18 protein-coding genes are annotated in these 26,391 nt (G+C 49.0%); 10 read left to right on the top strand and 8 right to left on the bottom strand.

The window, feature by feature from the left end; all coding sequences use genetic code 11:
• Positions 1 to 3 precede the first annotated feature (3 nt).
• Together ccsA and IPL32_15775 are read right to left on the bottom strand one after the other, a co-directional pair.
• Positions 4 to 1,596: a cytochrome c biogenesis protein CcsA gene (gene ccsA, locus IPL32_15780; GenBank protein ID MBK8467278.1), complete on the bottom strand. Its 1,593-nt coding sequence runs from the start codon at positions 1,594 to 1,596 to the stop codon at positions 4 to 6.
• Between the two features lie 12 nt (positions 1,597 to 1,608).
• A complete protein-coding gene (locus IPL32_15775) occupies positions 1,609 to 3,165 on the bottom strand; it encodes a cytochrome c biogenesis protein ResB (GenBank protein ID MBK8467277.1) in 1,557 nt (518 codons plus the stop codon).
• Between the two features lie 206 nt (positions 3,166 to 3,371).
• Here IPL32_15775 and cyoE point away from each other — a divergent pair, with 206 nt between their 5' ends.
• The 3 genes from cyoE to IPL32_15760 are packed head-to-tail and all read left to right on the top strand — an operon-like array spanning position 3,372 to position 5,435.
• Complete coding sequence (gene cyoE, locus IPL32_15770) at positions 3,372 to 4,229, top strand: protoheme IX farnesyltransferase (protein ID MBK8467276.1); 858 nt, start codon at positions 3,372 to 3,374, stop codon at positions 4,227 to 4,229.
• A gap of 4 nt (positions 4,230 to 4,233) precedes the next feature.
• Entirely contained in the window at positions 4,234 to 4,947 is a 714-nt protein-coding gene (locus tag IPL32_15765; GenBank protein ID MBK8467275.1) for a heme-copper oxidase subunit III, read from the top strand.
• Between the two features lie 41 nt (positions 4,948 to 4,988).
• Complete coding sequence (locus IPL32_15760) at positions 4,989 to 5,435, top strand: DUF420 domain-containing protein (protein MBK8467274.1); 447 nt, start codon at positions 4,989 to 4,991, stop codon at positions 5,433 to 5,435.
• Between the two features lie 565 nt (positions 5,436 to 6,000).
• Here IPL32_15760 and IPL32_15755 read toward each other — a convergent pair.
• From IPL32_15755 to IPL32_15745, 3 genes are all read right to left on the bottom strand, one after another.
• Positions 6,001 to 8,835, bottom strand: a complete 2,835-nt coding sequence (locus tag IPL32_15755) for a DUF11 domain-containing protein (GenBank protein MBK8467273.1) — start codon at positions 8,833 to 8,835, stop codon at positions 6,001 to 6,003.
• Positions 8,836 to 9,080: 245 nt separating this feature from the next.
• Positions 9,081 to 10,766, bottom strand: a complete 1,686-nt coding sequence (locus tag IPL32_15750) for a M1 family metallopeptidase (protein MBK8467272.1) — start codon at positions 10,764 to 10,766, stop codon at positions 9,081 to 9,083.
• Between the two features lie 9 nt (positions 10,767 to 10,775).
• Entirely contained in the window at positions 10,776 to 12,821 is a 2,046-nt protein-coding gene (locus IPL32_15745) for a S9 family peptidase (GenBank protein MBK8467271.1), read from the bottom strand.
• Between the two features lie 103 nt (positions 12,822 to 12,924).
• On the opposite strand from IPL32_15745, the gene IPL32_15740 reads away from it, so the two are divergent.
• Positions 12,925 to 13,092: a hypothetical protein gene (locus tag IPL32_15740; protein MBK8467270.1), complete on the top strand. Its 168-nt coding sequence runs from the start codon at positions 12,925 to 12,927 to the stop codon at positions 13,090 to 13,092.
• Positions 13,093 to 13,179: 87 nt separating this feature from the next.
• Here IPL32_15740 and IPL32_15735 read toward each other — a convergent pair whose 3' ends face one another.
• Positions 13,180 to 14,952, bottom strand: a complete 1,773-nt coding sequence (locus tag IPL32_15735; protein ID MBK8467269.1) for a PDZ domain-containing protein — start codon at positions 14,950 to 14,952, stop codon at positions 13,180 to 13,182.
• Between the two features lie 196 nt (positions 14,953 to 15,148).
• Here IPL32_15735 and IPL32_15730 point away from each other — a divergent pair, with 196 nt between their 5' ends.
• The 4 genes from IPL32_15730 (at position 15,149) to IPL32_15715 (ending at position 21,562) form a co-directional block, all read left to right on the top strand.
• A complete protein-coding gene (locus tag IPL32_15730; GenBank protein MBK8467268.1) occupies positions 15,149 to 18,421 on the top strand; it encodes a PD40 domain-containing protein in 3,273 nt (1,090 codons plus the stop codon).
• 115 nt (positions 18,422 to 18,536) lie between these two features.
• On the top strand, positions 18,537 to 19,562 hold the full coding sequence (locus IPL32_15725; protein MBK8467267.1) for an ABC transporter ATP-binding protein: 1,026 nt from the start codon (positions 18,537 to 18,539) through the stop codon (positions 19,560 to 19,562).
• 6 nt (positions 19,563 to 19,568) lie between these two features.
• Positions 19,569 to 20,552: a dipeptide ABC transporter ATP-binding protein gene (locus IPL32_15720; GenBank protein ID MBK8467266.1), complete on the top strand. Its 984-nt coding sequence runs from the start codon at positions 19,569 to 19,571 to the stop codon at positions 20,550 to 20,552.
• 80 nt (positions 20,553 to 20,632) lie between these two features.
• Entirely contained in the window at positions 20,633 to 21,562 is a 930-nt protein-coding gene (locus IPL32_15715) for a YIP1 family protein (GenBank protein MBK8467265.1), read from the top strand.
• Between the two features lie 7 nt (positions 21,563 to 21,569).
• Here the strand turns inward: IPL32_15715 and IPL32_15710 are convergent, their stop codons facing one another.
• Positions 21,570 to 22,832 (bottom strand): ABC transporter permease, encoded by a 1,263-nt coding sequence (locus tag IPL32_15710; protein MBK8467264.1) that lies wholly within the window; start codon positions 22,830 to 22,832, stop codon positions 21,570 to 21,572.
• A gap of 6 nt (positions 22,833 to 22,838) precedes the next feature.
• Positions 22,839 to 24,074 (bottom strand): ABC transporter permease, encoded by a 1,236-nt coding sequence (locus IPL32_15705; protein MBK8467263.1) that lies wholly within the window; start codon positions 24,072 to 24,074, stop codon positions 22,839 to 22,841.
• Positions 24,075 to 24,662: 588 nt separating this feature from the next.
• On the opposite strand from IPL32_15705, the gene IPL32_15700 reads away from it, so the two are divergent.
• Both IPL32_15700 and terL read left to right on the top strand, forming a co-directional pair.
• Positions 24,663 to 25,355 carry a hypothetical protein gene (locus IPL32_15700; GenBank protein MBK8467262.1) on the top strand — a complete coding sequence of 231 codons (693 nt, stop codon included), beginning with the start codon at positions 24,663 to 24,665 and terminating at the stop codon, positions 25,353 to 25,355.
• Entirely contained in the window at positions 25,352 to 26,380 is a 1,029-nt protein-coding gene (gene terL, locus IPL32_15695; protein MBK8467261.1) for a phage terminase large subunit, read from the top strand. Before IPL32_15700 ends, terL begins: the two co-directional genes overlap by 4 nt.
• Positions 26,381 to 26,391: the final 11 nt, after the last annotated feature.

The raw sequence follows: 26,391 nt of genomic DNA, 5'->3' as shown, positions 1-26,391 counted from the left end.
TCGTTACGCGTAGCTATGCAGTCCCGGAAGCAAATAGCTGACGCCGAGATAAGTAAATATCACCAGCAGAAACCCTATGATCGCAAAATAAGCCGAGCTACGACCTTTCCAACCGCGTGCGATTCGCGTATGCAGAAAAGCAGCATAGGTCAGCCAAGCAACTAGTGCTCCTGTCTCTTTTGAATCAAATCCCCACGGACGTCCCCATGATTCGTTTGCCCATATGGCGCCGGTAATAAGCAGCATTGCCAGACCGGCGAAGGCGAGACATGCTGTTTTGTACATCAGGCTGTCGAGTGACTCGAGACTCGGCAGACGCTCACGCAGTTTTTCTGTGCGGAAACTAAAGAAAATAACAAATAGAGTCGCGACCAACGCCGTAATTAGGGCTGAAAATTCAACAGGGTTCGCATTCAGGCTCGTAAACATCTGGCTGCCGTTATTTTGAACAAAGGCACGTCCCATTTGTTCATATTGCTGCGGCGTAATTTGAGATCTTTCCTGCGGACTCATGTCCTGCTTTTCTGCCATCGCTCTCGCTGCGACCATATATTGGGCGGGATCATCCTTTAACTGAGCCTGTAACCGCTCGTACGTATTGCTGTTGTTTTTAATGCCATAAGCCAGAAATGCGATCGACACAATCTGAGCTAAAAACCCTAACTTGAGTAAATAATGGCCGAGCGTTTTTGCCTGCTCATTGTTCTTGTAAAGATAGAGCATGAAAGCGATGATCGAACCCACTAAGAACAAGCCGGCAACCACCAACGTCGGTCCGGCAAATGGGATCTCCAGACGGAACGGTGATGCGAATGGCCTTCCTTCGCCGGTTGGAACAAAAAGCCCGGCTCGGTAAACGAATTCAGTAAAGACGGAAAACTTGCTGATGGTCGCAAAAACCGCCAGAGCAAATATGCTCGACCATATAGCCATCGCCTCGACCTTGACGCCGTCCTTGAGCAGATACATTACAGCCACGCCAAAACAAACGAGAGCGACGCCATAGCTCAAACTTGCGTCGCCGACATGGATCGGCCTCCAATACGAATCAAGGACCGGCGGCAAATTAATAAACTGGTCGCCAATAAAACGAGCGAGCGTCAATATCAACGCGGCGATCGGTAGCGTGAATGCCGCCAAGATGCGGAAATTCTTGCGATGTGCGAATAGAAGTGTTGTGAAACCTGCGCCGAAAGCAAAAGCGAGACTTAAATCATAAAGATTCGCAAACGGAATATAGCGAAAGACCCATGGCGTTTCCATGTTTCCGCTGGCACGCATTATCGCGATCTCGTGATCGTACGCAGCGACCCAGCGGATCAGCCAACTCGATAGATTAAAAAAGACGCCAAGAGCACCCGAGCCAAAACCGATCTTCTCAGCCATCGTTGACGGAGCGTAAAGGTTTGTCAATTGAAAAAGCGCCGCGAGAATGTAGCACGCGAGTGCGAGCATCATTAACGCACCATCTGAGATAAACCTCTCTCCGATCTGCATTCGAAGCCCGAGCATCAGAAATGCTCCTGCGATCACAAGGATCACCGGCACATACGAACGCCATCCGCTCTGTTTTTCTAATCTATCAAGCTCTTCCATTTCGTTATCCCCTTAGCCTTTACTTACACTGTCGGCAAGGCTCTTAAATTTATCCTCAAATGCGATCTCGTTACGGTTAACATCACCAGCTAAAACAATCTCGATCTTGCCGTCTTCTTCCTTTGCAATTTGAGCCCATACGCGTTTGTGAGAGAAAAAGAATACGAACATCAACGCTCCGATCAATCCGAAGCCTCCTACGTACCACGCAATGATCGATGCATTGTACGGATCGTATTTGATCGCAAGTACATGAGCCATCGGCGATTTTTCAAATTCCGCAAGTCTCCATTTATAACCTGCTTTTGGTGCCCCAACAGGAATATTATCCGCCAATTTTTGAGCGAACGCGAATACGCGTATCTTCTCGCCATCAGGTGGCGTGACATTAAGAACAGCAACCGGATTGTTATAGTCACCGCTTCGTGTGTCAGGTTGTCCATCCGGACCAAAGGTAAAGTCCGGTTCAAAATCGGTAAAATCAACTTTCGTTCCGTCCGGCAAAGTCGTCGAGCCGTTCCTTTCGATATTTGCTTTGATCGGAACGCCGCCGTTTTGCGGAGTTAGGTCGAGCGTTATTGTTCTTGCATGCCCGATAGGAATTGTTTGGGCCTGAAAAAAACGATACCCGCGATAGAACAGCGGCTTATTGAGGCTCGCTTCTTCAACACTCACTCCGTATTGTGGATCATCGATCTTAAGTTCAGTCCGCCAGTCCAGCGTATTGGATACATCGATCCCGCCTTTTTCATCGATGAGCCTCTGCTGAATATCAGTGCATTCCATCGAGAACGGCAGTTGAACATTAAACCGCTCTCTCTTGTCGAGATCGAATTTGATCAGCTGAATGGAATCGGTTTTAGATCCTGGTATCATACGGACGTCAGCATCAAAACTGGTTACCAGGAATACAAAGTGCCCCAAAAAAAGCGTGAGCAAAGCGACGTGAACTATATATGCCCCGAGCCGATTAGTCTTTCCCGATTCGCCGAAGACAACAATAGTTTTTTTTCTGTTGACCACTGAAAAATCTTTTCTGCCATCTGCTCCGATACCATACTCCATTATTTCGGTTTCGGTGACCGTGGATTCTAAGCCATTTGACTTAAAGATCTCTTTAATCTTTTCCGCGGCGTCGGACTCGCTCACTTCATCACGTTCGATGATCGTGTTTGATCGAAGGCCAAGAAGCCAGTCGCGGGTCGCAGTCAATTTGGGGTCAACAATGTAAGCCCATGCAGACGGGAAATGGTCTATTGAGGCAAGAACAATATTGAGAGAAAGAGTAAGTAATAGTAACTTGAAGTACCAGCTATAGTAGATATCAAATAGTCCAAGTGCGGCAAATACAGTTTTTTCAGCCGGTGTCAGCGACGCGTAATAGGCGTCAAAACCATCGACGTTCTGCTGCATTATCAGCATTCCTGCCATCGCTAGAACGACGAGCATGCACAACTGAATAACGCCGACGCGCACAGAACTCACAAAATCCAATATCCGATTCAGCACAGGCGCCTGCTTTCGCTGTGTAGCAGTGGGCGGATTAAGGGTTTCTTCAGCAGTCGACATCTATATCAGAAAGAATAACTTAGGCGTTGTCGTTTGTCATTCTCAATAAAATAAGTTCCGCTTGTCCACGAAGCCAAATTGGATTATAGGCATGGAATTTTGAAATCCTTTTATAAGACGGTATTCTTGATGGGAAAGTTTCTGCCATACTTCATTTTTTATAAATGGACACGATCACTGCTAACATTGACGAAAGAGATTTGGGAATGCGCGAGAAGATCCCGGCATATATTGAACTCACCAAACCTCGCATTGCAATAATGTTGGTGTTGACCTCGGCTGCGGGATTTTACCTTGGCACCAAAGGGAATTTTGACACTGTTCTATTTGCCAATTCGCTTATCGCGATATTGCTGCTTGCTTTCGGCGTCGCAACTCTCAATCAGGTTTGGGAGCATTCGACAGATTCGTTGATGGACCGCACATCAGCCAGACCGATCCCAACCGGTCGAGTCACAACTACCGAAGCTGTTATTTTCGGTCTCGTCCAATGCATCGTCGCCGAAGCCTATTTGTTTTTTGCCGTGAATGCTCTGACCGCTCTTCTTGGATTGATCGTCATCGTCGGCTACGTTCTGGTTTATACGCCTCTAAAGACACGGACTTCGGTCTCTACAGCTATTGGAGCGATTCCAGGTGCTCTACCGCCGCTAATGGGCTGGACGGCGGCCGCAAACGAGATTTCTATCGGAGCATGGGCGCTGTTCGCAACTCAGTTTCTTTGGCAGTTTCCACATTTTCTGGCGATTGCCTGGATGTATCGCGACCAATACGCGAAAGCAGGAATTCTGATGCTGCCTGTCGTAGAACCTTCTGGCAAGCTCACCGGACGTCAGATCGTTTTATTTTCTTTAATGCTCATTCCGGTAAGCATGGCGCCGTTTTTCTTTGATAAGGCCGGATTGGTCTTTCTTGTCGGAGCGAGCATTCTGGGCATTTGGTTCTTTGTGGCAAGTGTCAGGGCGGTCCTTTCCAAAACAAACGAAAGGGCAAAGGGCTTGCTCCTTGTTTCGGTGATTTATTTGCCGCTGCTTTTCTTGCTGATGGTCGCCGATAAACGCTAGGTATATGGAAGTCGGTACCGCCGAAATAATCAACGATATCGAGGAGCCAAAAAAGCGCCGTACAGGTTTGTCAGGCGGTCCGAGTTTTGGTTCTGGAGGTGGAAATAATGGAGGTGGCGGCGACAATTCAAGTGACGACGCTCCGAACGATACGCTTCCTTTCAACTCCCAAAAGCCCCGCATACTCACATTTTTCCTTCTGCTTGCGATCTTAATGACCTTTGGCGGGCTGATCGCCGCATATGTTGTAATCGCTACGAATAATGTCGCCGAATGGCGGCCATTTGATCTGCCGATACAGGTTTGGATCAGCACCGTAATTATCTTGCTAAGCAGCGCAACCTACCATCTTGGAAAGGTCGCCATTGATCGCAATAACCAGAAGGTTGCAAAAAATTGGCTGATTGCGACAACCGCACTAGGAGCCGCATTTATCTCCTCTCAAATAATGGCATGGCTCGTGCTAACCAATCGCGGCTTGTACATGGGCGGAAATCCTTACGCAGGTTTTTTCTACATCTTAACGGCGGTTCATGTTGTTCATGTGATCGGCGGAATAATTGCACTTGGGTCGATACTTCTAAATTCTTGGCTCCCGACAAGCAACGAGCAAGCGTTAATAAAACGGAAGGCTCTCGCTCAGGTAGTAGGCTGGTATTGGCATTTTATGGGTGGTCTTTGGTTGGTGTTGTTTGTTTTGCTTGGATTTTGGAAATAGCTATTATTCTTTTGCGGCCTTTGCGGGTTGTGTAAAACTTAATGGACCTGCTGCAAATCTTTCCGCACCTTAACGCGTCGCTGAACGCCCTCAGCGGCGTGTTTTTGGTGTCGGGTTTTTATTTCATAATGAAACGCCGCATAGCGCAGCATCGCTTCTGCATGCTCACCGCAAGTTCTATTTCGGCATTGTTTCTGGTTTCTTATCTGCTTCATCACGCTTTACGAACCTATTATTTTGGCCTCGGCCCGACGAAATTCACGGGCGAGGGCCTCATTCGACCGATCTATTTCACCATTCTGACCTCGCACACAATTTTAGCCGTCATCGTCGCACCATTTGTCGTTCTGACGCTGCATCGAGCCCTTAAAGGTCGCTACGATTCGCACAGAAAGATCGCAAGGCTCGTTTTCCCGGCATGGTTGTATGTTTCTGTTACCGGTGTGATCGTGTATCTCCTTTTGTATCAACTATATCCGGCCAGGTAAGGCACAGGTCTGCATGTAAGAATGGGCGATCCTTTGAACACTAGAATGAAAATTGATACTAACTGGCGCATTTTTTGCGAAATTTTGTTAATTTACTTAAAAAAATCTTGAAATCGAAAACGATTGTTGCTATTATTCAATTGTTGACAAGTTGATCACCGAAGCCGTTCTCATAAGAAAACGACGCGGGGGAACCAAATTTTAGCGATTTATTGCTAAACGGGGCGAAGCGTCTTGCCAAAAGGACGCGGGGATAATCTTTCGTTCCTAGCCCGGCAGCTAACCTCGTAGGTGTGGCAAAGAAGTAACAAAAAAAGATTTAGCCGAAAGGCAAAGATTTTGGATGTGCTTCCAGAGCTTACTAACTTTCAACATCGGAAGCAGACATCCGGTCTTCTCAAAGGGGAAAAAGCCGCTGAGCAATCAGCGGCTTTTTTTGTGTCCAGCCAGCTTTTTCCCAAGCCAGCGATCCGGTAAGGGCATTCATTTGCAAGCCGCATCTTAGTAAGGGCTATAGGCTCAACACCGAATGTTCCGCCCTATATAACACGCAACCTAAGAAAATCTAAAAGAGTTCGATCCTTCCGTCAGCTACTACAACTCTCGACTCACCCTCGTTGAACATTATCCGCTCAAAAGAAAGCGGCGAAACCGAACCCGGTGCTCCAACGGAAGAAAATCTCAAATTCAACAACACGCCGTCGGCGTCTATCGGATAAGCTCCATAAACAGCTACTCTAAGCAGGCCTGGCTCAGTCGCATTCGTCACCACCGAAAGCCCGCGACTAGTTGTTCGGGTCACATCGACCGGATCAACCAAAGGCTGTATCACTGAAGGGGCATATCTGAGTTCAAACTCATATGAGATCACGCCCTTGTTCGCAATGCCCTGAATATTAACCGGAACGACAATTTCTTTTTCTGCCGTCGTATAATTACCAACTTCCACTTCCAACTGCTTACTGTCTTCCGCCTCCCGTCCACTGCCTTCTGCTCCTGCAGTTTTCCTACTGTATGCGGGCCTAGCACCCGTATTATTCCAGTTTCCTGACACCTCGCCCATAAGTAGCCCGACGTAGTCCTCAGCCGTAATGTCAGTGGTTATCGACGCATAAAACTTGCTCACGGGAATAAACTTCCATGTTCCGGCTATTCCAACTGGCGAGCTTGAAACAGTAAAATTCGCGATCTCCGCCGCATCGAACGAAGAGACACCTCCGTTGTTGCTGACATCAGCGGAGAGAAACGCATTGCCGGTCAAAAGGCTGATACCGCTAACATGCTGGGCGACCCTTGCCGCGTCGAATGAGTTGATTGCATTATTCTGTCCTCCAGTCTTGGTAGGTGTGATGGTGTAAGAACCCGCTCCAAATCCGCTCAGCGAATACTGTCCGGCAGTCGCTCCTGGCCCAGCGGTTGTCGTGGCAACTATTGGCGAACCTACACCCGTTATCGTAACGTTTGAAATATATTTCGGCGGGACAGCCGCATTACCATAGGTTACCGTCCCGCTGATCACGGATGGTGTCGAATCAACGGTAAACGCGTAACTATCAGATCCAATATTACCTGCGGCGTCGATGCCGCGGACCTCCAAAATGTGGGGGCCATCTGCCAAAGGAACTGCAGCCGTAAACGGCGAAGTGCATGGGACGAACGAATCGCTATTAAAGCGGCAGAGTATCGCTGCGGCGCCTCCGGTCACTGAGAAAAATAAGGTCGGCGTTGCATCGTTCGTAACGCTTGGGTTGGCTGGTTCACCCGGTATCGAGACAAGAGGGGCTATAGTATCGCGAGTCGTTATTACGGCGTTCGAAGAAACGGTTCTCACTGCCAGATGGGAAAACTGAACTTGTGACCTATTTGTATATGGCCCATCACTGGTCACGGTCACGCTAAAACTAACTGAACCGCCCGCTCCCGACGCCAACGGCGGCAGGTTCCATGTCAGTATGCCGCCTGAGTTTGTAGTTGGAGCAGGTGCTCCCGAACCTGCAAGATATGTCGCCCCGGCTGGAAGCGTGTCAATGATCCTGAGGTTCTCGACAGGCCTCGGGCCGGGATTCGAGTAATTGATCGTGTAGGCGATCGTGTTGGTGTTTGTGAATGCAGGCGCCGATTTCGTGATGGCTACATCTGCTTGGCCGGCATCAGTCGCGATGCCCGATTCAAAGATCGAGTTCAGAAACAGCCGTACACCATTTGTCTGAGGGTTCGTACTTATGGGCAGATCCAGAGTGTAGTCATGTCCTCCCAAATAAGTTACTGTACCTTTATTTATATCGCCATCGACCTTGCCCGACAGCATCACTATACGTTGGATCAACGTAGATGCGCTGTTATTGATCAAGGTCGTTACTCCCGAATGAAAAGTCGATCCTCCGGCGAGTCCTATCGAGTCAACGCTCCCACTATCGGCTTCGAACGAACCTGAGATCTGAGCAAGAGGATCGGATGGAGATCGTATGGCCGAAGTTGTGGGTGCGGATCCATCGTCGGCTATCCCGGATGTTGAAAGAAAAAATCCATTTATATCGTTCTCGAACACTCTCGCTGCTTCGCATTGCATGAAAGCGTGAGCTAAGACGTTGCCGCTGAGCCACGAACGTGTCTCTTGCACGACCTCGGCCGTGTTTGCCGTAGTTATATAGTGCATCGATGCCATGAAGCCAAATCGTGCCAGACCTCCGGGAGTGTGAAAGAGCACACCGTCGGCATCATTGCTCGTAGATGGTCCCTGAATATCTGCCTCGGTAAGGATATCCGGCGAGGTCGAACTCCAGATTGTACCCGTAGCATCAGGAATGCCGGCGGCGTTCAGGTCACTAAATGCGATCTGTTCATTGCCGTCCTTAAGGATGGCTATCCGTGGTGCTCTGATCAGCAAACGGGCAACTTCCGGCATGAACGAGCCTGACGTGAGACGGTGCACTTCGGTGTTGTCGCCCGCAACCGCTTGCCAGGAAGATATTATCGGCAGGGCCGCTGCGGCATCTGACGCATCGATGACGAAAGGGCCGCCAGCATATGAACGCGGAACCGTTACGATCGCTCCGGTTCGCACATCCTGGAGTGAGCCTGAACTAATAACAAAGTCGTTGCCATTTGTGACTTTTAACGGGTCGATCACCCAGTGTACGGGAACATTGCTTTTCAGAAGCGTGTAAACGAGGCCGTAAGCGCGCAGCATTCCGTTGTTCTGCCCATTCGCACCTGTATCCATCGGGATAATAAGGCTGTTAGCAGAAAACAAAACCGGCGGCTTAGCCGCCACAGAAGATCTTTCTTCAGCACGAATGGCAAGAACGTCAGCGAATAGTTCGTTCTTTCCAATGACAAAAAAAACACTCAATGCGACAAGAAAAGTTGCGAATTTCAAAGAACCTCGGCAATCTGGCATAAAATATAACCTCTACTCAAAACGTAAACTGTTTTACTGCGTTTCTGAGCATTATATGCCTTTTTGCTTTTAAGTCAACGCGAATTACGATATCGAAATAACCCGGGAACCTCTGTCCTATTTAAAAAATATTACATCTTATCAGAACTTGGTGTTTCAATTTCCTCCAAATGCGGTGATCAAGAAAGAAACCGGCTAAGTGGATATTCAAAAAGAGAATTGGCATCGCAAAATGGACCTAGCTTCTAACGAACTAATACCATTTTGCTCATCGTGACGCGCTTTAGAGGCACTTTTTCATCCTTATCAATCAAGACTTCAGTTGGGTTGGCTGTTTTGAAGATAAAGGTCTGAACTCGCTTTGAGACATCGATCTTTTCGGCTGTTTCACCCGAAGTCGTTTTTATGCTTATGTCGAGTGGAAGGCGAAAAACGGTGGGCGTTATTGGGTCGATCTTTTGAGTTTGAGTGATCGTGACAGCCAGCGTTTTTGTTCGCGGATTGTATGTTTGTCCGATCTTTAATTGCGGGACCCCTGCAGCGTAAACCCACTGGTCAAAGAACCACTTGAGATTTTGGCCTGATACTTCTTCCATCACTTTTTGAAGATCGGTCGATTCGACATTGGCAAATTTGTGGCGGTTCAGATACACATTGATAGCACGCCAAAATATGTCGGTGCCAACTTGCTCACGCAGCATATGCAGAACGACTCCGCCTTTGTTATATGTCACGGCGGGGTTATCAAATAAGGCGTCAGCATCGCCCGCACGCAGATTATAAAGAGCATGACGCTTTCTGCTCACTACATCATCGACGAGAAATACGGCCGCGTCAGTTCGCACCTTTCCAAGGTAACTGTCGCGCCCGACAGCCTTTTCAAGATATGCAGCTTCCATATAGGTTGCAAAACCTTCGTTCAGCCACAGCTCGGCCCAATTGCGGCAGGTCACAAGATCGCCAAACCACGAATGGGCCAACTCGTGCGAGACGAGGTCCGTAACGATGTCTTTTCCAAAATCAAAATCCGCGATAAAAATGTCAGTATCCGACATTGTTGTCGCCGTGATGTTTTCCATACCGCCAAATTTAAATTGGGAAACAACAGTTTGGTCATACTTGTTAAAAGGAAACGGAACGCCGGTCAGTTCCTCGAAAACGGCCAACATCTTCTTTGTGTCGCCGAACGCTTTTAATGCCGTGCCTTCTTTGCCCGGATAGACATAGAAACCTAGAGGCGTTTCTTTGTGACGATCCTCGATCTTTGTGTATTTCCCGATGACAAATGATACAAGATAAATCGAGTGAGGAACAGGCATCTTATAGTGCCATGTAACGGTTCCATTTTCATTCTCGATTTTGTCGAGAAGCTCACCATTGCCAATGACAGTTTCACCTTTTTCGGCAGTGATGTACTCCTCGGTCGTTGCCTTGTCGCTAGGGAAGTCGAACGACGGAAACCAATGTCGAGCTTCTTCCGCCTCGCCTTGTGTCCATACCTGTGATGAATGTTTTTCATCAGCGGCGACAAAATAAACGCCCTTCTTTGGCGAGGCAGTATATTTGAGACGGATCGAAATCAGGTCGTCAGGGCCGTAAGCTTTATCAAGTGTTATGGAGATCTTGTCGGAAACGACTTTGTATTGTAGATCGATACCGGAACTTTCAAGCTTTACCGAATCGAAAGCAAGGCTCACGGCATCCAGCTCGACCACTCGAAATCCTGCTGCCAGCGGTTTTAAGGAAACGGTTGTGTCACCGAAGACCTTCTTGTTTACACGGTCGAAACTCGCGCGGATCGTGTAGTGCTGAGCATCGAAAGTTTGCGGCCTATTGAAGTTAGGCCTTGGGCTTTGTCCAATGGCCGAAAAAGCCGCGACCATAATGATCGCGGCGAAAACAAAAGGAAACGAATGCTTAGTAGGTTTCATATTTGAATATTATGGCTTCAGATACTTAGCGAACCAAGCCGTCACGTTGTTATACCAAAACTCGGAATTCTGCGGCTTCAAGATCCAATGTCCTTCGTCCGGAAAAACAATAAGTTTCGATTCGACACCTTTTAGCTGCAACGTCGTGTAAAGCTGCAAACTCTGATCGACTGGAACGCGATAGTCGAGTTCCCCGGCCGTTACAAGTGTAGGTGTCGCAAAATTTCCCGCGTAACGATTTGGTGACCATTTTTCATATTGCGATCTGTTCTGCCATGGGTAGCCCTTAAATTCCCAATTCACAAACCAGAGTTCTTCGGTCGAGGTGGCCATGCTTTCAAGATTGTAAACGCCGGCATGCGAGACCAAAGCCTTGAATTTGAAACGCGGATCATTATTATGTCCGAGTATCCAATCAACCATGTATCCGCCATAACTTGCACCTGCTGCGCCAATACGCGATTTGTCGATGAATGGTTTTTTCGTGACATCGGCAACACCATTCATAATATCTACGTATGCCTTTCCGCCCCAATCACCAGATATTTCATTGACAAACTTCTGACCATAACCGGTCGAGCCGCGCGGATTGGGCATGAAGACGACATAACCTTGATTTGCAAAAACCTGTGCATTCCAACGATAACTCCAGCTATCGTTAAATGCGCTCTGCGGCCCTCCGTGAATAAGAACGATCAACGGATACTTCTTGGTCGGATCAAATCTTGACGGTTTTACAAGAAAGCCGTGAATGTTCTGCCCCAAAGCACCTTTCCAATTCATTTCCTCCGCTTTTTGCAGAGCAAATGATGCAAGCCCGGAAACGTTGGCCGTCGTAAGTTGAGCTAGGCCGCTGCCGTCAGCATTAACCTTCATGATCTCCGCCGGAGCTGCAAGTGAACTTGAAGCGAAGACGATCGTTGCTCCATCCGGTGAAATATTCAGGTTTGTGGCGAACACACCATCGACAATTTTCTTTACATGCGTCGCGATGCGAAGCTTAAAATTAGGCTCTACGGGAACACTGAAGATCGGTGCTCGACCGCTTTCGCCGGCCGTGAAATAGATCGTCTTGCTGTCAGATGACACGACCATTTCATCGACCTGCTGATCAAAGCCCTGCGTCAATTCGACGATCTCGCCATTCTGCGGATTGTAACGCATCAACCGCCAGCGGTCGGCTTCAAACGTGGCCGTCGCCTGCGAACGGAAGAGCAAATACTTACCGTCCGGCGTATATACCGGCGAAGCGTCGTAGCCATTCATACCAGCCGTAATATGTTTAGCTTGACCACCTGCAAGCGGCAGAATATAAATATCGCTGTTTGTGGAAGTTGCTTCAACCTTGTCAGGGTTTTTTAGATAAACAATGCTCGATCCGTCAGGAGAAAATGCATAATCGACTCCCGATGCCGCCGCATACGGAGGCGAGTCAAAATCGCCCGGCGTCACATCGCGAGCCGGACCACCCTTTGCTGAGACAACAAAAACATGTATCCGTTTGCGATCACGCCATTCGACCCAATGTTTGAAAAGCAGTCGTTCGGTTACATGTGCTTTGACTTTACTCTTTTCCGCTTTGTCATCTTCAATTTTGTTACAGTCGTCTGACGCACATTCAGGATAAACGTCAGACGTAAAAGCTATCCATTTACCGTCAGGCGACCAAACCGGTCCGCCGGCACCTGTTGAGATAGTCGTGACCTGCTTTTTATCATCGCCGTCTGATTGCATCATCCATATCTGTCCACCGAACGCGTAAGCGAGCCATTTGCTGTCGGGCGACCATCGGGGAGATGAACTCGAAGTTGAACCATTTGTGATCTGACGCTGTCTGCTGCCGTCGGTATTCATCGTCCAAATCTGATTGACGACTTTATTAGCGTCTTTATTAAGGATGCCGATCGTATATGCGATGGTTTTTCCATCCGGCGACAACTGCGGATCGCTAACTCGCTTTACACCGAGAAGGTCATTTACGTTAAAAGTTAGCTGAGCCGAAACTACAAAAGCCGCCAACACAACAAAACCAAAAATCGAAAATATGCGTTTCATAAGATGTTCCTCACCAATGTCCAATGTCCAATGTCCGATGGCCAAAGTCAAGAAGGAAGTTGTAACTTTGGGCTTTGGACGTTAGACTTTGAATTGTATCGTTATGTTAAATCGTCCTCCGCCATATTTTCCGCAAAATCAGCTTTCGCCTCCGGACGAAAAGCGTTATGCAAAGTTCAAACTTGTCATCGCCGCGTTGATCGTCGGCCTGCTTTTACTTTTAACAGGTGTCGGCTTTGCAATTTACTATCTTGTGGGTTGGCTTTTTTAGAAACTGGCGACTTATCCACAAGCACGTAAGTAAGGACGGTACATTCAACATGAGTGTACCGTCCTTACTTACGTGCTTGTGCACCTATTAGTTTGCCGGATTACCAATCTTTGAACCAGTTGACCTAGCTTTTTCACTTTGCATAGCGAGCTGTTTCGCTCGCGGCAACAAATCGATAGCCTTTAATAGCTGATCATCGTATTCATTAATAACCTGGAAAGAGGTTTGCGATCCATAGGCAGCAGTGATCAATTCAGATCTCAACGTGCGTTCAATAAATTCACGTTCGGCATCAGCTTGCGTTGCCGGCAGTTTATATTTATCAGCCGCATATTGCTTAAAGGCCTGAAACAAGTCGGAAGTGACTGGAAAATCCGAAGCTTTGATATCGTAATCATAATCGACCGGTTTCTCGATCTTGTAATTTTCAAAACCTTTGACCCGTCCATTAACAAGGTCGAGAGCGAAAGCGAATATCGGGCTCACTATCTTCTGTTCCGCGCGGTTTCTCTCAAAGGTTATCGTCTTTGGCTTGATAACCACGTCTGGATCTATACCGCCGCCACCGTAAACCTCACGGCCGGTATCTGTTTTACTAGCAACTCCTTTTGGTGAAGAGTCAGCGGCATCATCACGAAAACTGCCGCCATCGGTATAGTAGTTATAAAGATCGCCGTTTGAATAATCCCTTTGAATCACTCGTCCGGACGGCGTTTGGTATTTGGCGATAGTAAGCAGCAACATTGAATCATAGCCAATATCCCCAAAAGGATTCTGTACGAGTCCTTTGCCAAACGTATTTTCACCAACGATCAAAGCACGGTCATGATCCTGTAATGCTCCCGCAAGTATCTCAGATGCTGACGCGGTGCCGCGATTGACGAGCATAACGATCGGCGATCTGTCAGGCGAAGGATTGTCTGAACGGTAAGTCTCTGTAACCCCTTCGATCCGTCCCTTTTGCGTAAATACAGTTTGCCCTGAAGAAAGAAACACTCTCGCAATGTTATAAGCCTGTTGAACCAATCCGCCGCCGTTATCACGGAGATCGAGGACGAGCTGCCGCATACCTTGAGCCCTCAATGAGATCATTCCGTCGACAAACTCACGATAGATCGTTCTGGTAAACTGACCGCGCATCGCCATGTATCCGACGCCCGGCCGGATCATATAGGCTTCGCTGACCGCAGGCTGTGAAACCGCCCCGCGAGTGATCGCCACGGTTTCTTTTTCGCCCGTAGCCGCACGCTCGACCGTGAGATTGATCGTGGTTCCTTTCGTCCCTCTCAGGTACGACCGAACTTCGATAAAGGGCTTACCTAACATTGACTCATTTTTTATGTCAACCGTTTTCCCATCCGCGAGAACACGCTGACCGCTAAAAGAGACGATCCTGTCACCGTACTTCAGTCCGGCCATATTTGCAGGAGCTCCGGGAAAAGTAGCTTTAATATAGGTGGCAATGATCTTGCCATCAGGCGCGCTCAGGTCGCCGATGGTCGCGCCGATACCATAATATTCAGCATTTTGCTCCGTTCGAAACTGCTCGTTATCCTTCGCATCATAATAATTTGAATGCGGGTCGAGCGTGTGAAGCATAGTATCTATAGTCGTCTTAAATAGGTCGTTATATTTCAAATCCTTTCCGTCAACATGTCCGCTTTCAATTACCGTAAGAGCTTCGGCAATTTCTTTTCGAATAGTTTCCGGTGTAACGGGGTACGATGACTTACTTGTAGCAGGTTTAACAGTTCGGCTGGGCTCGATCTTTGCTGAGGTCGAAGTCTTTTGGGCAAAGCCCGACATCGTTAAAAACATCACCGCTATCAGGATCAATGACAGTCTAAAGGTTTGATTCACAACTAAGATTCTCCTGGATATACTGCGAAACAGGCGTTTTGCCTGTTAAAAAAGATTATCACTCATTTGAAGAAAAAGCGACGAAATTAGTTGTACATCAATACGTCAAAAGAATGAAACCGTTTCACTTTAATAACGTAAAGTATTGCGTTAAACTTACAACAACTTGCCATTACCTTTGACGGAGGAATCTAAAATGTTCAAACAAGTGCTTTCGGCCGCTGCGGTCGTTCTTTTTCTTGTAGTATGCTCGCAGGCTCAGACCAAGCTTTTGCGCTTTCCTGATATCTACGGCGACCGCGTCGTTTTCACTTACGGCGGCGACCTGTGGACAACCTCCGGCAGTGGAGGAACTGCAACACGCCTCACCGCTCATGCGGGCGTGGAAACCTATGCCAAATTCTCGCCCGATGGTAAATGGATCGCGTTTACGGGCCAGTACGACGGCGACGAGCAGGTCTATGTAATGCCATCCGGCGGCGGCGAGCCGAAACAACTGACATTCTATCCATCAAAGGGGCCATTAGCTCCGCGTTGGGGTCATGACAATCAGGTGCTTGGTTGGACAAAGGACGGCAAAGTTTTTTTCCGCAGCCAAAGAGATTCGTGGGCGTTGCCGATCGCAAAGCTATATACAGTTTCTCCGCAGGGCGGTCCGGCAGAAACTTTGCCGATGCCCGAAGCCGGTTCGGGAGATTTTTCGCCTGATGGGTCCAAGATGGTCTATTCGCCGAGATTTCGAGATTTTCGTCCCGAAAAACGTTACAGCGGCGGACAGGCAAATAAACTCTATACTTACGATCTGGCAACCAACGATGTCAAGCTCATCTCCGACAGCCCTCGAGCCTGCCGCGACGCGATGTGGATCGGCAGCACGATCTATTACAACTCTGATAAGGATGGCAAATTTAATCTTTACGCCTACGACACGGCAAGCGGCAAAACAACGCAGGTCACAAAGAACCGCGATTGGGACATTCGATGGCCGAGTTCCGATAACCAAAACCAGATCATTTACGAACGTGACGGTGAACTCGAACGAATGGATGTCGGTTCAAAAAAGACAACAAAACTGACGATCAATGTTCCCGACGACGGTGTCAATAAACGAAAACGTCAGGCTTCGGTTGGAAATCAGATAGGCAATTATGGCTTGAGCCCAAAAGGCGAACGTGCATTGTTCTCCGCTCGCGGTGATATTTTCACGGCACCGATCGAAAAAGGCGGCGTTCGCAATCTCACAAAATCGTCGGACGCTCACGATCGTTTTCCGGCTTGGTCTCCGGACGGCAAAACCGTTGCCTACATTTCGGACAAAAGCGGCGAAGAAGAAATTTGGACAGTTGCACAGGATGGCTCAACGCCGCCGCAACAGATAACGACCGGCGGCAGCGCACAGCGATACGGCACTACATGGTCGCCCGACGGAAAGAAGATCGCCTTTAGCGACAAGGACGGAAAGGTCTATGTCGTTACTGTCGCGACAAAACAGCTTCAAATGGTAGCCGATGGGCCGAACGGACAAATTCGCGATTACGACTGGTCACCGAAAGGGAATTTTCTTGCCTATTCAATGCAAAGCCCTAATCGTCAATCAGCCATTTATATATGGAGTGCGACGGATAATAAAAGTACTCGCGTAACACCGGAAATGTTTGGTTCAAGAAGCCCCGCTTTCGATCCAAGCGGCTCATATCTCTATTTTTTAAGTGACCGCGAATTTGCGCCGCAGATCGCCGGTGCTGAATTTAACTACGCAACCAACCGATCAACACAGATATATTCGTTGACACTACAAACAGCTGGAAAAAATCCTTTCCCTTACGAAAACGACGAAGTAGCGATCACTGAAGAGAAAAAAGAAGGTCCGCCAACTCCACCTGCCGGACCGCCTGCGCCAAAACCGGAAACACCCGAAATAATAAATTTTGAAGGCATCGAAAAGCGCGTCGTCAAAGTGCCGCTGCCGGCCGATAATTATAGTGGGCTTTCGATAAACAAAGGGAACTTGATCTACGCAGTGTCGCCGGCATTCTATTATGGCCGCCAAGCAGAAACGTCAGGATCGCTTCGCATCTATTCACTCAAGGATCGAAAAGAAACAACGCTAATGCAGCCTGGCGGAGGATATGCAATCTCGGCTGATGGAATGAAAATACTTGCAGGCGGGCCGGGCGGCTTCTCTATCCTGGATGCCAATTCAAATGGCGACAAAACTCGAAAGCCAGTATCAACTTCCGGCCTGATAACTGAGATCGATCCAGTTGCCGAATGGAATCAGATCTTTAATGAAGTTTGGCGGCGTTATCGTGATTGGTTCTACGCCAAGAATATGCACGGCTTCGACTGGGCAAAGATCCGCGAAGATTACAAAAAGTGGCTGCCGTATGTGGCTCATCGTTCGGACCTAAATTACGTCATCTCTGAGATGGCATCTGAGTTGACTGTCCAACACGCATACATTGACGGAGGTGACTTTAATCTGCCGCCGCGTGTTCGCGTAGCGTTGCCGGGAGCCAGATTTGATGTTGATAAAGCAGCCGGCCGTTATAAGATCAGTAAGATCTTTGGCGGGCAAAACGAAGAGGACATCTACCGTTCACCGCTTACCGAAGTTGGCAGCGAAGCAAAGGTCGGCGATTACGTTCTCGCAATAAACGGCGAAGATGTATCGACGGACAAAGATATATATTCATATTTGCGCGGAAAGGCTGACACGACTGTAACGCTAACCGTTAATAGTTCCCCAACCTCGACAGGGTCTCGTACTGTCACATTTCGCCCTATCGGCAACGAATCTGATCTGAACTATTTAGATTGGGTCGAAGGCAATCGCCGTCGCGTCGATCAAATGTCGAACGGACGGCTTGGTTATTTACATATTCCTGACATGGGCGCGCCTGGAATCCGCGAATTTATCAAATGGTACTATCCGCAGCTTAATAAGGAGGGTCTCGTAATCGATGTACGAGTAAATGGCGGCGGAAACGTCTCTCGAATGCTGATCGAACGCCTCAGCCGCAAGGTACTCGGTGTTAATTTCTCAACCGGTAACGAAGATGCATCTACCTATCCCGATGGAGCATTCATGGGGCCGATGATTGCCATTCTCAACGAAAACTCCTCATCGGATGGCGATATCTTTCCTTATATGTTTCGTCAGGCAGGCCTCGGCCAGCTTGTCGGCAAGCGAAGTTGGGGCGGCGTTGTCGGCATCGGCAATCAGGGCAACCTGATCGATGGCGGTTCCGTCAGCGTACCGTCTTCCGCATTGGCAAACACCAACGGCGAATATATCATTGAAGGCTACGGCGTCGATCCCGACATCGAGGTCGATAACGATCCAAAATCAGTCATCGCCGGCGGCGATCCGCAACTGGAACGCTCGATCGCCGAGTTGATGAAAAAAATAAACGCAACCCCGGTCAAGCTGCCAAAACGACCGGCCGATCCGAATAAGAACAAATAGTTTGTTATTTTTTCAACGCAAAGATGCAAAGATGCAAAATCGCAAAGATAAGCAGAGCCATTTTGTTTTCCTTTGCATCTTTGCTTCTTAGCGTCTTTGCGTTAAATTTCTTCTAGTGCCCAATCTACTTGAAGTCACAAATCTAAGAACACAGTTTCCGACGCGGGCTGGGCTTGTTAAATCCGTCGATGGTGTGAGTTTTCATATCGCCGAAGGGGAACTGCTCGGCCTCGTCGGCGAGTCAGGCTGCGGCAAATCGATCACGGCGTTGTCGATAATGCGGCTGATTTCTTCACCGGGTAAAATCACGGGCGGTTCGATCAAATTTAAAGGTGAAGAGATGACGACTGCGTCCGATGAACGTCTTCGCCAGATACGCGGTAATGACATCGCGATGATCTTTCAGGACCCGATGACGTCGCTCAATCCGGTCTTTACTGTTGGCGAACAGATTGCGGAAGCGTTGCGGCTGCATCGAAAACTGGACAAGAAACAGGCATGGGCAGCAGCGATAGAGGCAATGAAAGAGGTCTCTATACCGTCGCCTGAACGCCGCGTTTCCGACTATCCTCATCAGCTTTCCGGCGGTATGCGGCAGCGTGTAATGATCGCAATGGCACTTGCCTGCAACCCCGAATTGCTCATTGCCGACGAACCCACAACTGCTTTAGATGTAACGATTCAGGCGCAAATACTTGAACTGTTAGATGAGCTTCGAAGAACACGAAAATTGGCCGTTTTGCTCATCACTCACGACCTCGGAGTAGTTGCCGAAGTCGCCGATCGCGTCTGCGTGATGTACACCGGCAAGATCGTCGAGGAATCAGGCGTTGACGAGCTATTTGCCGATCCAAAACATCCATACACAAGAGGTCTTCTACGTTCGGTGCCTAAACTAACCGACGCAGGCTCCGCAAAGGCTGTCCGGCTTCAAACTATCGAAGGCACAGTACCAAGCCCGACAAATCTTCCGTTCGGCTGCCATTTCGCTCCTCGTTGCGAGCATCGAATGGAGATCTGCATCGAAGGAGAAATACCGTTGACCGAATTGCCGAACAATGTAAAGGTTCGTTGCGTTTTGCATGATGAAAAACTGAAATTCACTATTGCGAGGGAGAGAACCTTATCGGCTGAGGTTTAGTATTCAATGAGCAACATCGCTGCTAAGACTCAAGTATCAACTCTTCTCGAGGTTCGTCACCTCGTCAAGCACTTTCCTGTTGAAAACAGCGCTGATGTAGTTCAGGCGGTTGATGATGTTTCGTTTGAGATCATCGCAGGTGAGACGCTCGGCCTCGTCGGTGAATCGGGCTGCGGCAAATCAACTGTCGGAAGGTGTCTGCTTCGTCTGCATGAACCGACAAGTGGTGAAGTGTTGTTTGAAGGCGAAAATATTGTTGGCTTACCTAACAATAGAATGCAGTCGCTTCGCCGCGAGATGCAGATCATCTTTCAGGATCCATACGCGAGCCTAAATCCGCGACTGAGCATCCGACAGATCGTCGCCGAGCCGCTCAAGATCCATAACATCGGCGACAAAGCAGAACAGAACAATCGTGTAGCAGACCTGTTGCAAAAAGTTGGCCTTGACCCGAAATACGCCGACCGCTACCCGCACGAATTCTCCGGCGGACAACGCCAGCGAATCGGGATTGCGCGTGCCTTGGCTCTAAATCCAAAACTCATAATTTGCGACGAACCTGTGTCGGCTCTGGATGTATCGGTGCAGGCTCAGGTCGTGAATTTGCTGCAGGAACTGCAGGATGAATTTGGCCTGACGTATTTGTTTATTTCGCACGGCTTGGCGGTCGTCGAACATATTTCCGACCGCGTTGCTGTGATGTATCTAGGCAAGATCGTCGAGATCTGCGATGCTGACGAATTGTACGAAATGCCGCTGCATCCTTATACAAAGGCGTTGCTGTCCGCTATCCCGATTCCAGACCCAACAAAGAAGCGCGAAAGAATAGTATTAAAAGGCGACATTCCGACGCCGATAAATCCGCCGTCCGGTTGCCGTTTTCGCACTCGTTGCCCGATAGCTATTGGCGAATGTGCTAATGTGGAACCGGAATTACGCGAAATCACAAACGGGCATTTCGCCGCATGTATCCGAGTGGACGGATACTAGCATGTGAGTATCTTGAAACAATCGGTTGATATCAGCGTAAGTTTTGTAGTAATTCTTAAACCAATTTCTGAGAGGAAAATATGAATCGAATCGCCGGAATTATAGCTGCCGCAGTTGGTTTCGTTATTTGCATTTTAAGCATTACAAAGATCGTGCCCGGCATGACCTCGACAGGTGTAACGCTTATCCTCTTTGGCGGTCTAGTGATAGGCCTCAGCTTTGTTGATAAGCCCGAAGATGAAGGCGTCGAGAAAATGTCAACTGGAAGCACGCTCGCCAATATTTTTTTCGCGCCGGCCGATGTGTTCAAAAATCTCCGCCGACATCCGCGATGGCTGATCGCAGCGCTTATAATGTCGATCCTTTCCGTAACCTACACAAATCTATTTCTCCAACGGCTCGGGCCGGATCGCGTCGCGAATTTTGCCATCGATAAGACACTTGAGATGTCGATGATCAGAGATAATGAACAAGCAAAAAAAGGCATCGAAGAAGGCCGTGCACAGGCACTTGCCGACAACAAGGATCCCGTGATCAAGGCCGGACAAGCTGTTTCAGGCTTTGCCGCTTCAATATTTGGTTATGCATTTCTAGCATTGATCTTTTTGCTCTTTTCGATGGCAATGGGTGGCCAGATCAATTTTTGGCAGGCATTTGCGGCAGGTATTTATGCGACGTTCCCCGTTTCTGTTATACGTTTTGTTCTGAACACAGTACTTCTTTTTATAAAAGACCCCGACGATATTCACCCGATATTAGGGCAGCAAACGTTGATCCAGGACAATCCTAATTTTCTTGTACTGCCCGCCGAACATCCGATTATCTTTACGCTGCTGGGCTCGTTCAGTTTACTTCTTTTTTATTGGATATGGATGATCGCAACGGGCTTGAAAAATACCGGAGAAAAAGTAACTGGAACTATCGCCTGGAGCGCGGCACTAAGTATATATGTTCTGTTGATAATTTTCGGAGTGGCGATGGCCGCTTTGTTCCCAAGCTTTATCAGTTAATAAAGATTTACTCGTATCGAAGACTTTCGATCGGATCCAGACGGGCTGCTTTCCATGCCGGGAACAGCCCGAAAATTATGCCTATGCCGACGCTGGCTCCAAAACCTGCGATCGGTGCCCACAGAGGAACATAGGACGGCATTATCAATCTAACTATAAACGTGAGAAGCCAACCGATCAGTAAGCCAACGACGCCTCCAAATCCGGTCAATGTCGCAGCCTCAATGAGGAACTGAAGTAATATATCGCTCTGTTTCGCTCCGATCGCTTTTCGAATGCCGATCTCTCGCGTTCTCTCGGTCACGGAAACGAGCATAATATTCATCACGCCAATCCCGCCGATCATTAATCCCACCGACGAGATCACGACCATTGCCAAAAATACGCCGCCTGTGATCGCTGAAAATTGATCGATCAGGCTCGCCGCCGTTTCCATTGAAAAATTATTTGGGTCGCCGAATTTTACCTGTCGGCGGATACGTAAAAGGTCTTGAACAGCGTCCTTTGCTTTTTCAAGATAGCCTTCGCGCGCAACCGCTAAAATAAAAAGGTCATCCGCGTTCGGCTTTAATTTTAGTGCCGCTCCCATCGGCATATAAATTACATTTGTTTGATCGTTATTCCCGCCGCCACCGCCGAAAAGCTGTTCGCGTTTTTGCAGCAAACCAATAATACGAAATTCCTGTCCCCCAACCTCGATCGTCTGTCCAAGCGGTGATTCGTAGGGGAAATACGCCTCGCGGACAAAATCACCGATGACGCAAACGTTGGCTTTTGCGTCGTTCTCGCCGTCCGAAAACCAACGTCCGTCGATCAGCACTTCGCCAGGGGCTTTGTCCATTGCCGGCAGAGTTCCTTGCAGTTGCACCGACGTCGATGTCTTACCGTTCTTGCCCGTAACGTTAATTTTTTGCCCAAAGAAGTTATTTGAAATATCGAGAAAGGGCACCGCCACTTCGATACTCGGCAGTTGTCCGATTGCATCTGCATCCTCCATCGTCAGAGGTTTACGCATCCGCTCTTCGCGCGTGGGTTGGCTGGTGCGGATGCCTATGTCCATCTTGTAAAGAAAGATCGACCGCGTTCCAAACGATTCAACTTCCTTTTCGACCGCAACGTTAATGCCGCTGATTATCGACGAGATCAACATGACCGTAATAACGCCGACAACGACGCCAAGTATCGTCAAAAACGAGCGCAGCTTATTGCCGCGTATCGTATCGAACGCCATCTTGAAATTCTCGTAAAATGGGCTGTTTAAAATAGTCATTCTGGATCAATCGGCTCTGAGTGCCTCTATCGGGTCAAGCCTCGCCGCCTTCCAGGCTGGAAATAAACCCGCCAAAACGCCTACAGCGCCGGAAACCGCTATCGCAAAAAATGCCGACCACAAAGGTATTCGCGTCTGGAATACAAAAGCTGTAATAACGATCCCAAGCACTTCCGCGATCAGAAGGCCGATGATACCGCCTATCGCCGACAGCGTCGCGGATTCCATGAGGAATTGCTTCAAGATGTCAGCCTGCCGTGCTCCGAGGCTTTTTCTGATGCCGATCTCCTTGGTTCGTTCGGTGACGGAGACGAGCATGATGTTCATGATGACAATGGCGCCGACAAGCAAGGCGATCGTCGGCACAGCAATGATCACCAAAAACGTCGGCCCCAAAATTCTGTCGCGAATGCCGGTGATAGCGTCAGGTGTGAGGATGCCGAATGTATCTTTCTCACCAAATTCCAGTTTTCGCTTGATCCGCATCAAGGTCCTGACTTCCTCGACCGCATCGTTGAACACCTTCTCGTTCTTCGCCGTCACGACGAAGTACGGCGCCCGCTGCCGCACCAACCCGCCAAAAGCCGCACCGAATGTCTTGATCGGCAGCGTTACAAAATTATCCTGCGGCTGCCCAAAGACGGTGCCTTTCGCCGTTTGAATGCCGACGATACGGTAGGGAATTCCTTGAATGGTTATCTCGCCGCCGACAGCTCCGCCTTGCGGAAACAGCTTCGTCGCGACATCCATGCCGATATACGCAACCCGCACTGCATTGTCGTTTTCGGGCGGCGAAAAGAATCTGCCTTCGGCGATATCAAGTTTGTCGATCTCGGCTACTACCGGTTCGGCACCAGCGATCTGGACGTCCTGCAGGCTTTCGTCGCCGTGCTTTATCTCACGCGAAGTATTGCCAGCCTTGGCGCCGATCTTATCAATAAGCTGAGCGTGCTCGCGGATGAAATCCTGTTCATCAAATGTTAGTTCCTTGTTACGCCGCTGTGCCGCCGCGACGGTGTCGGTGTCTTTGAAATCGTCAAAGCTAAAACGCCTCACAGTAAATGAATTCGAACCGATGCCCGCGATCTTTTCATCGACGTAAGCATTAAACCCCTGCAGCAGCGACAGCACGACCATAAACGCCGTCACACCTATGATCATTCCGAGCAGCGTCAAAAACGAACGCAGCTTATGCGCCCAGATCGCGGCAAATGCAAGTTTAAGTGTTTCGCTAAAATTCATCTCAAGGCGCAGCCGTAATACGTTAATACGTTTCCGGCTTCAAAGAGTTTACCAAATGTCACAGGAGTTACGCCTTTAAGCCTAAGGTTCTTATTGCAGAAGCCCGCACGGAGTAAGGGCGTTCTTTAGCGGCGACGGACGCCCTTACTTCGTGCGGGCTTCTGCATCAGGTTAGCGGTGTTTAACAATGTAGCTCTGCCTGGAAAGTTAAGCCATATCGTGTAAATCACGCCATATCGTGAAAATTGAGCTTTTTCGGGAAAATTAAGCCGTTTCGGGAAAGTTAAGCCATTTCGAGAAAGTTCAGCCATTTCGAGAAAATTGGGATATCAATTTTCAAAAAACCGCGCTAGCGTGAAGATCGAACGGAAGTATCCGTTCGGTTATCACTATGCAAAACAGAGAAGAATTTATTCAAAAGCTACATGATTGCCGTGATCTGTATTTGAAGCACGACGGACAGAATCACGAACTTATCGAGAAGGAAATGCGCGAGATGGGGTATCGGGACTTTCACAGAAGAAGTCTCTACCGCCGCTTCGAACGAGGCACATGCACGCCCGGATGGATCGAGACCTACGGATTTGAATGGCTGCTGAAGCAACAAAGAGAACAGCAAAAGGCTGCGGCGAAAAAGCCAAGGCTGCCGCTTCGGCAGACGGGGTTGTTCTCTCCAACGAGCCGCAGGCAGAGAGCTACGTCCAGACTACCGCCTTACCCGTCGTTAATAAGGAGGCGAGTTCTTTGCCGGACTTCGAAGAGTTCAAGGATTGGCTAAAACGAACGTGGCCGAAGATGACCTGGGAATGGAAGCATCAGGTCTATATTTACAAGCACCTCAAACGCATTACGGACGGCGACAGCAAACGGCTGATGATATTCATGCCGCCGCGACACGGAAAATCGGAACTCGTCACGGTCCGTTACCCTGCCTACATGCTCAAGAAAGACCCGAAAATGAAGATCATCATCGGCAGCTACAACCAAGGCCTCGCAAACCGCTTCTCGCGAATGATACGAAACGCACTCTTGGAAGATCGAGCCGTGTCAGAACCACCAGCGGCAGCTGGTGGTTTAACAAGCGATCCCACTCAAGTTCGTAAGCGATTACCGGCCAATGCTTCGACACGCTGTAGTTTCTCGCCGAATGCCAGCTTCAACCACCCGCTGCCGCAGGCGGTTCTGACTGGTTCGTCCACACGCGTGCAAAAAACTCCGAAGCCGAATGGGAAACGAGCGAAGGCGGCGGTGTCCGTGCGGTCGGAAGAGGTGCAGGCGTGACGGGTTACGGTGCTCAGCTTATCATCATTGACGATCCTGTGAAGTCCAGAGCCGAAGCCGAAAGTGAGACCTTTCGTGAAAATGTTTGGAACTGGTTCAACGACGACATCTACACACGCCTCGCTCCCGACGGCAAGATCATCCTCATCCAAACCCGCTGGCACGAAGACGACCTCGCCGGACGTTTACTAAGAGAAGCCGCCGAAGAAGGCGGCGAGCAATGGGACGTCATCTCGCTCCCTGCGGTCGCTGAAGTGCGGAATTCGGAATGCGGAATGCGGAATGAAGAAAAAAACGGCTCCCTTTCAGAAATTCCGCATTCCGCATTCCACACTCCGCATTCGACAGATGCGCTGGGACGCGCTCCCGGCGAGGCTCTCTGCCCAAAGTGGTTTGATGAAGAAGCTCTCGACCGTCTTCAACGCAAACTCGGCACTTATTCGTTTGCCGCACTCTATCAGCAAAGGCCGACACCGGCCGAAGGCGGTTTGTTTAAACGTGCATGGTTTCGCAAAGTCGATGCGGCTCCGCCAAACCTGAAATGGAAACGAGGCTATGATCTCGGAATTTCAAAGAATGCGACGGCGGATTACACAGCGAGCCTTAAAGTCGCGTATGACAGTGCAGGCAATATGTACATCGACGGCGGTTTTCGACGCCGTATCGAATATCCCGAACAACGTCGTTACATTCTGGGACGCATTCAGGCCGAAAGCAACACCGAACACGGCATCGAGCTTTCGGCAAACGGAAATGCAGTGATCCAGGACCTAAGAAGCGACCCCGCAACTCGGGGACGCGCTTTGAGAGGCATAAAAGTAAAAGGCGACAAAGTAACGCAGGCACTTCCATGGATATCACTCGCCGAAGAAGGCAAGGTCTTTCTCGTCAAGGGCGCTTGGAACACCGACTTCATAGACGAAGCCGCCGCCTTCCCTTCAGGGACGCACGACGACCAAATAGACGCCACCTCCATAGCCGTAAGAATGCACCGCGAACCCTCGTACAAAAGTTGTGGGTTTTGAAAATTCTGGGA

It is taken from the genome of Chloracidobacterium sp. (assembly GCA_016711345.1).
GTDB lineage: Bacteria > Acidobacteriota > Blastocatellia > Pyrinomonadales > Pyrinomonadaceae > OLB17.
This window is presented reverse-complemented; position numbering and strand designations above follow the sequence as displayed.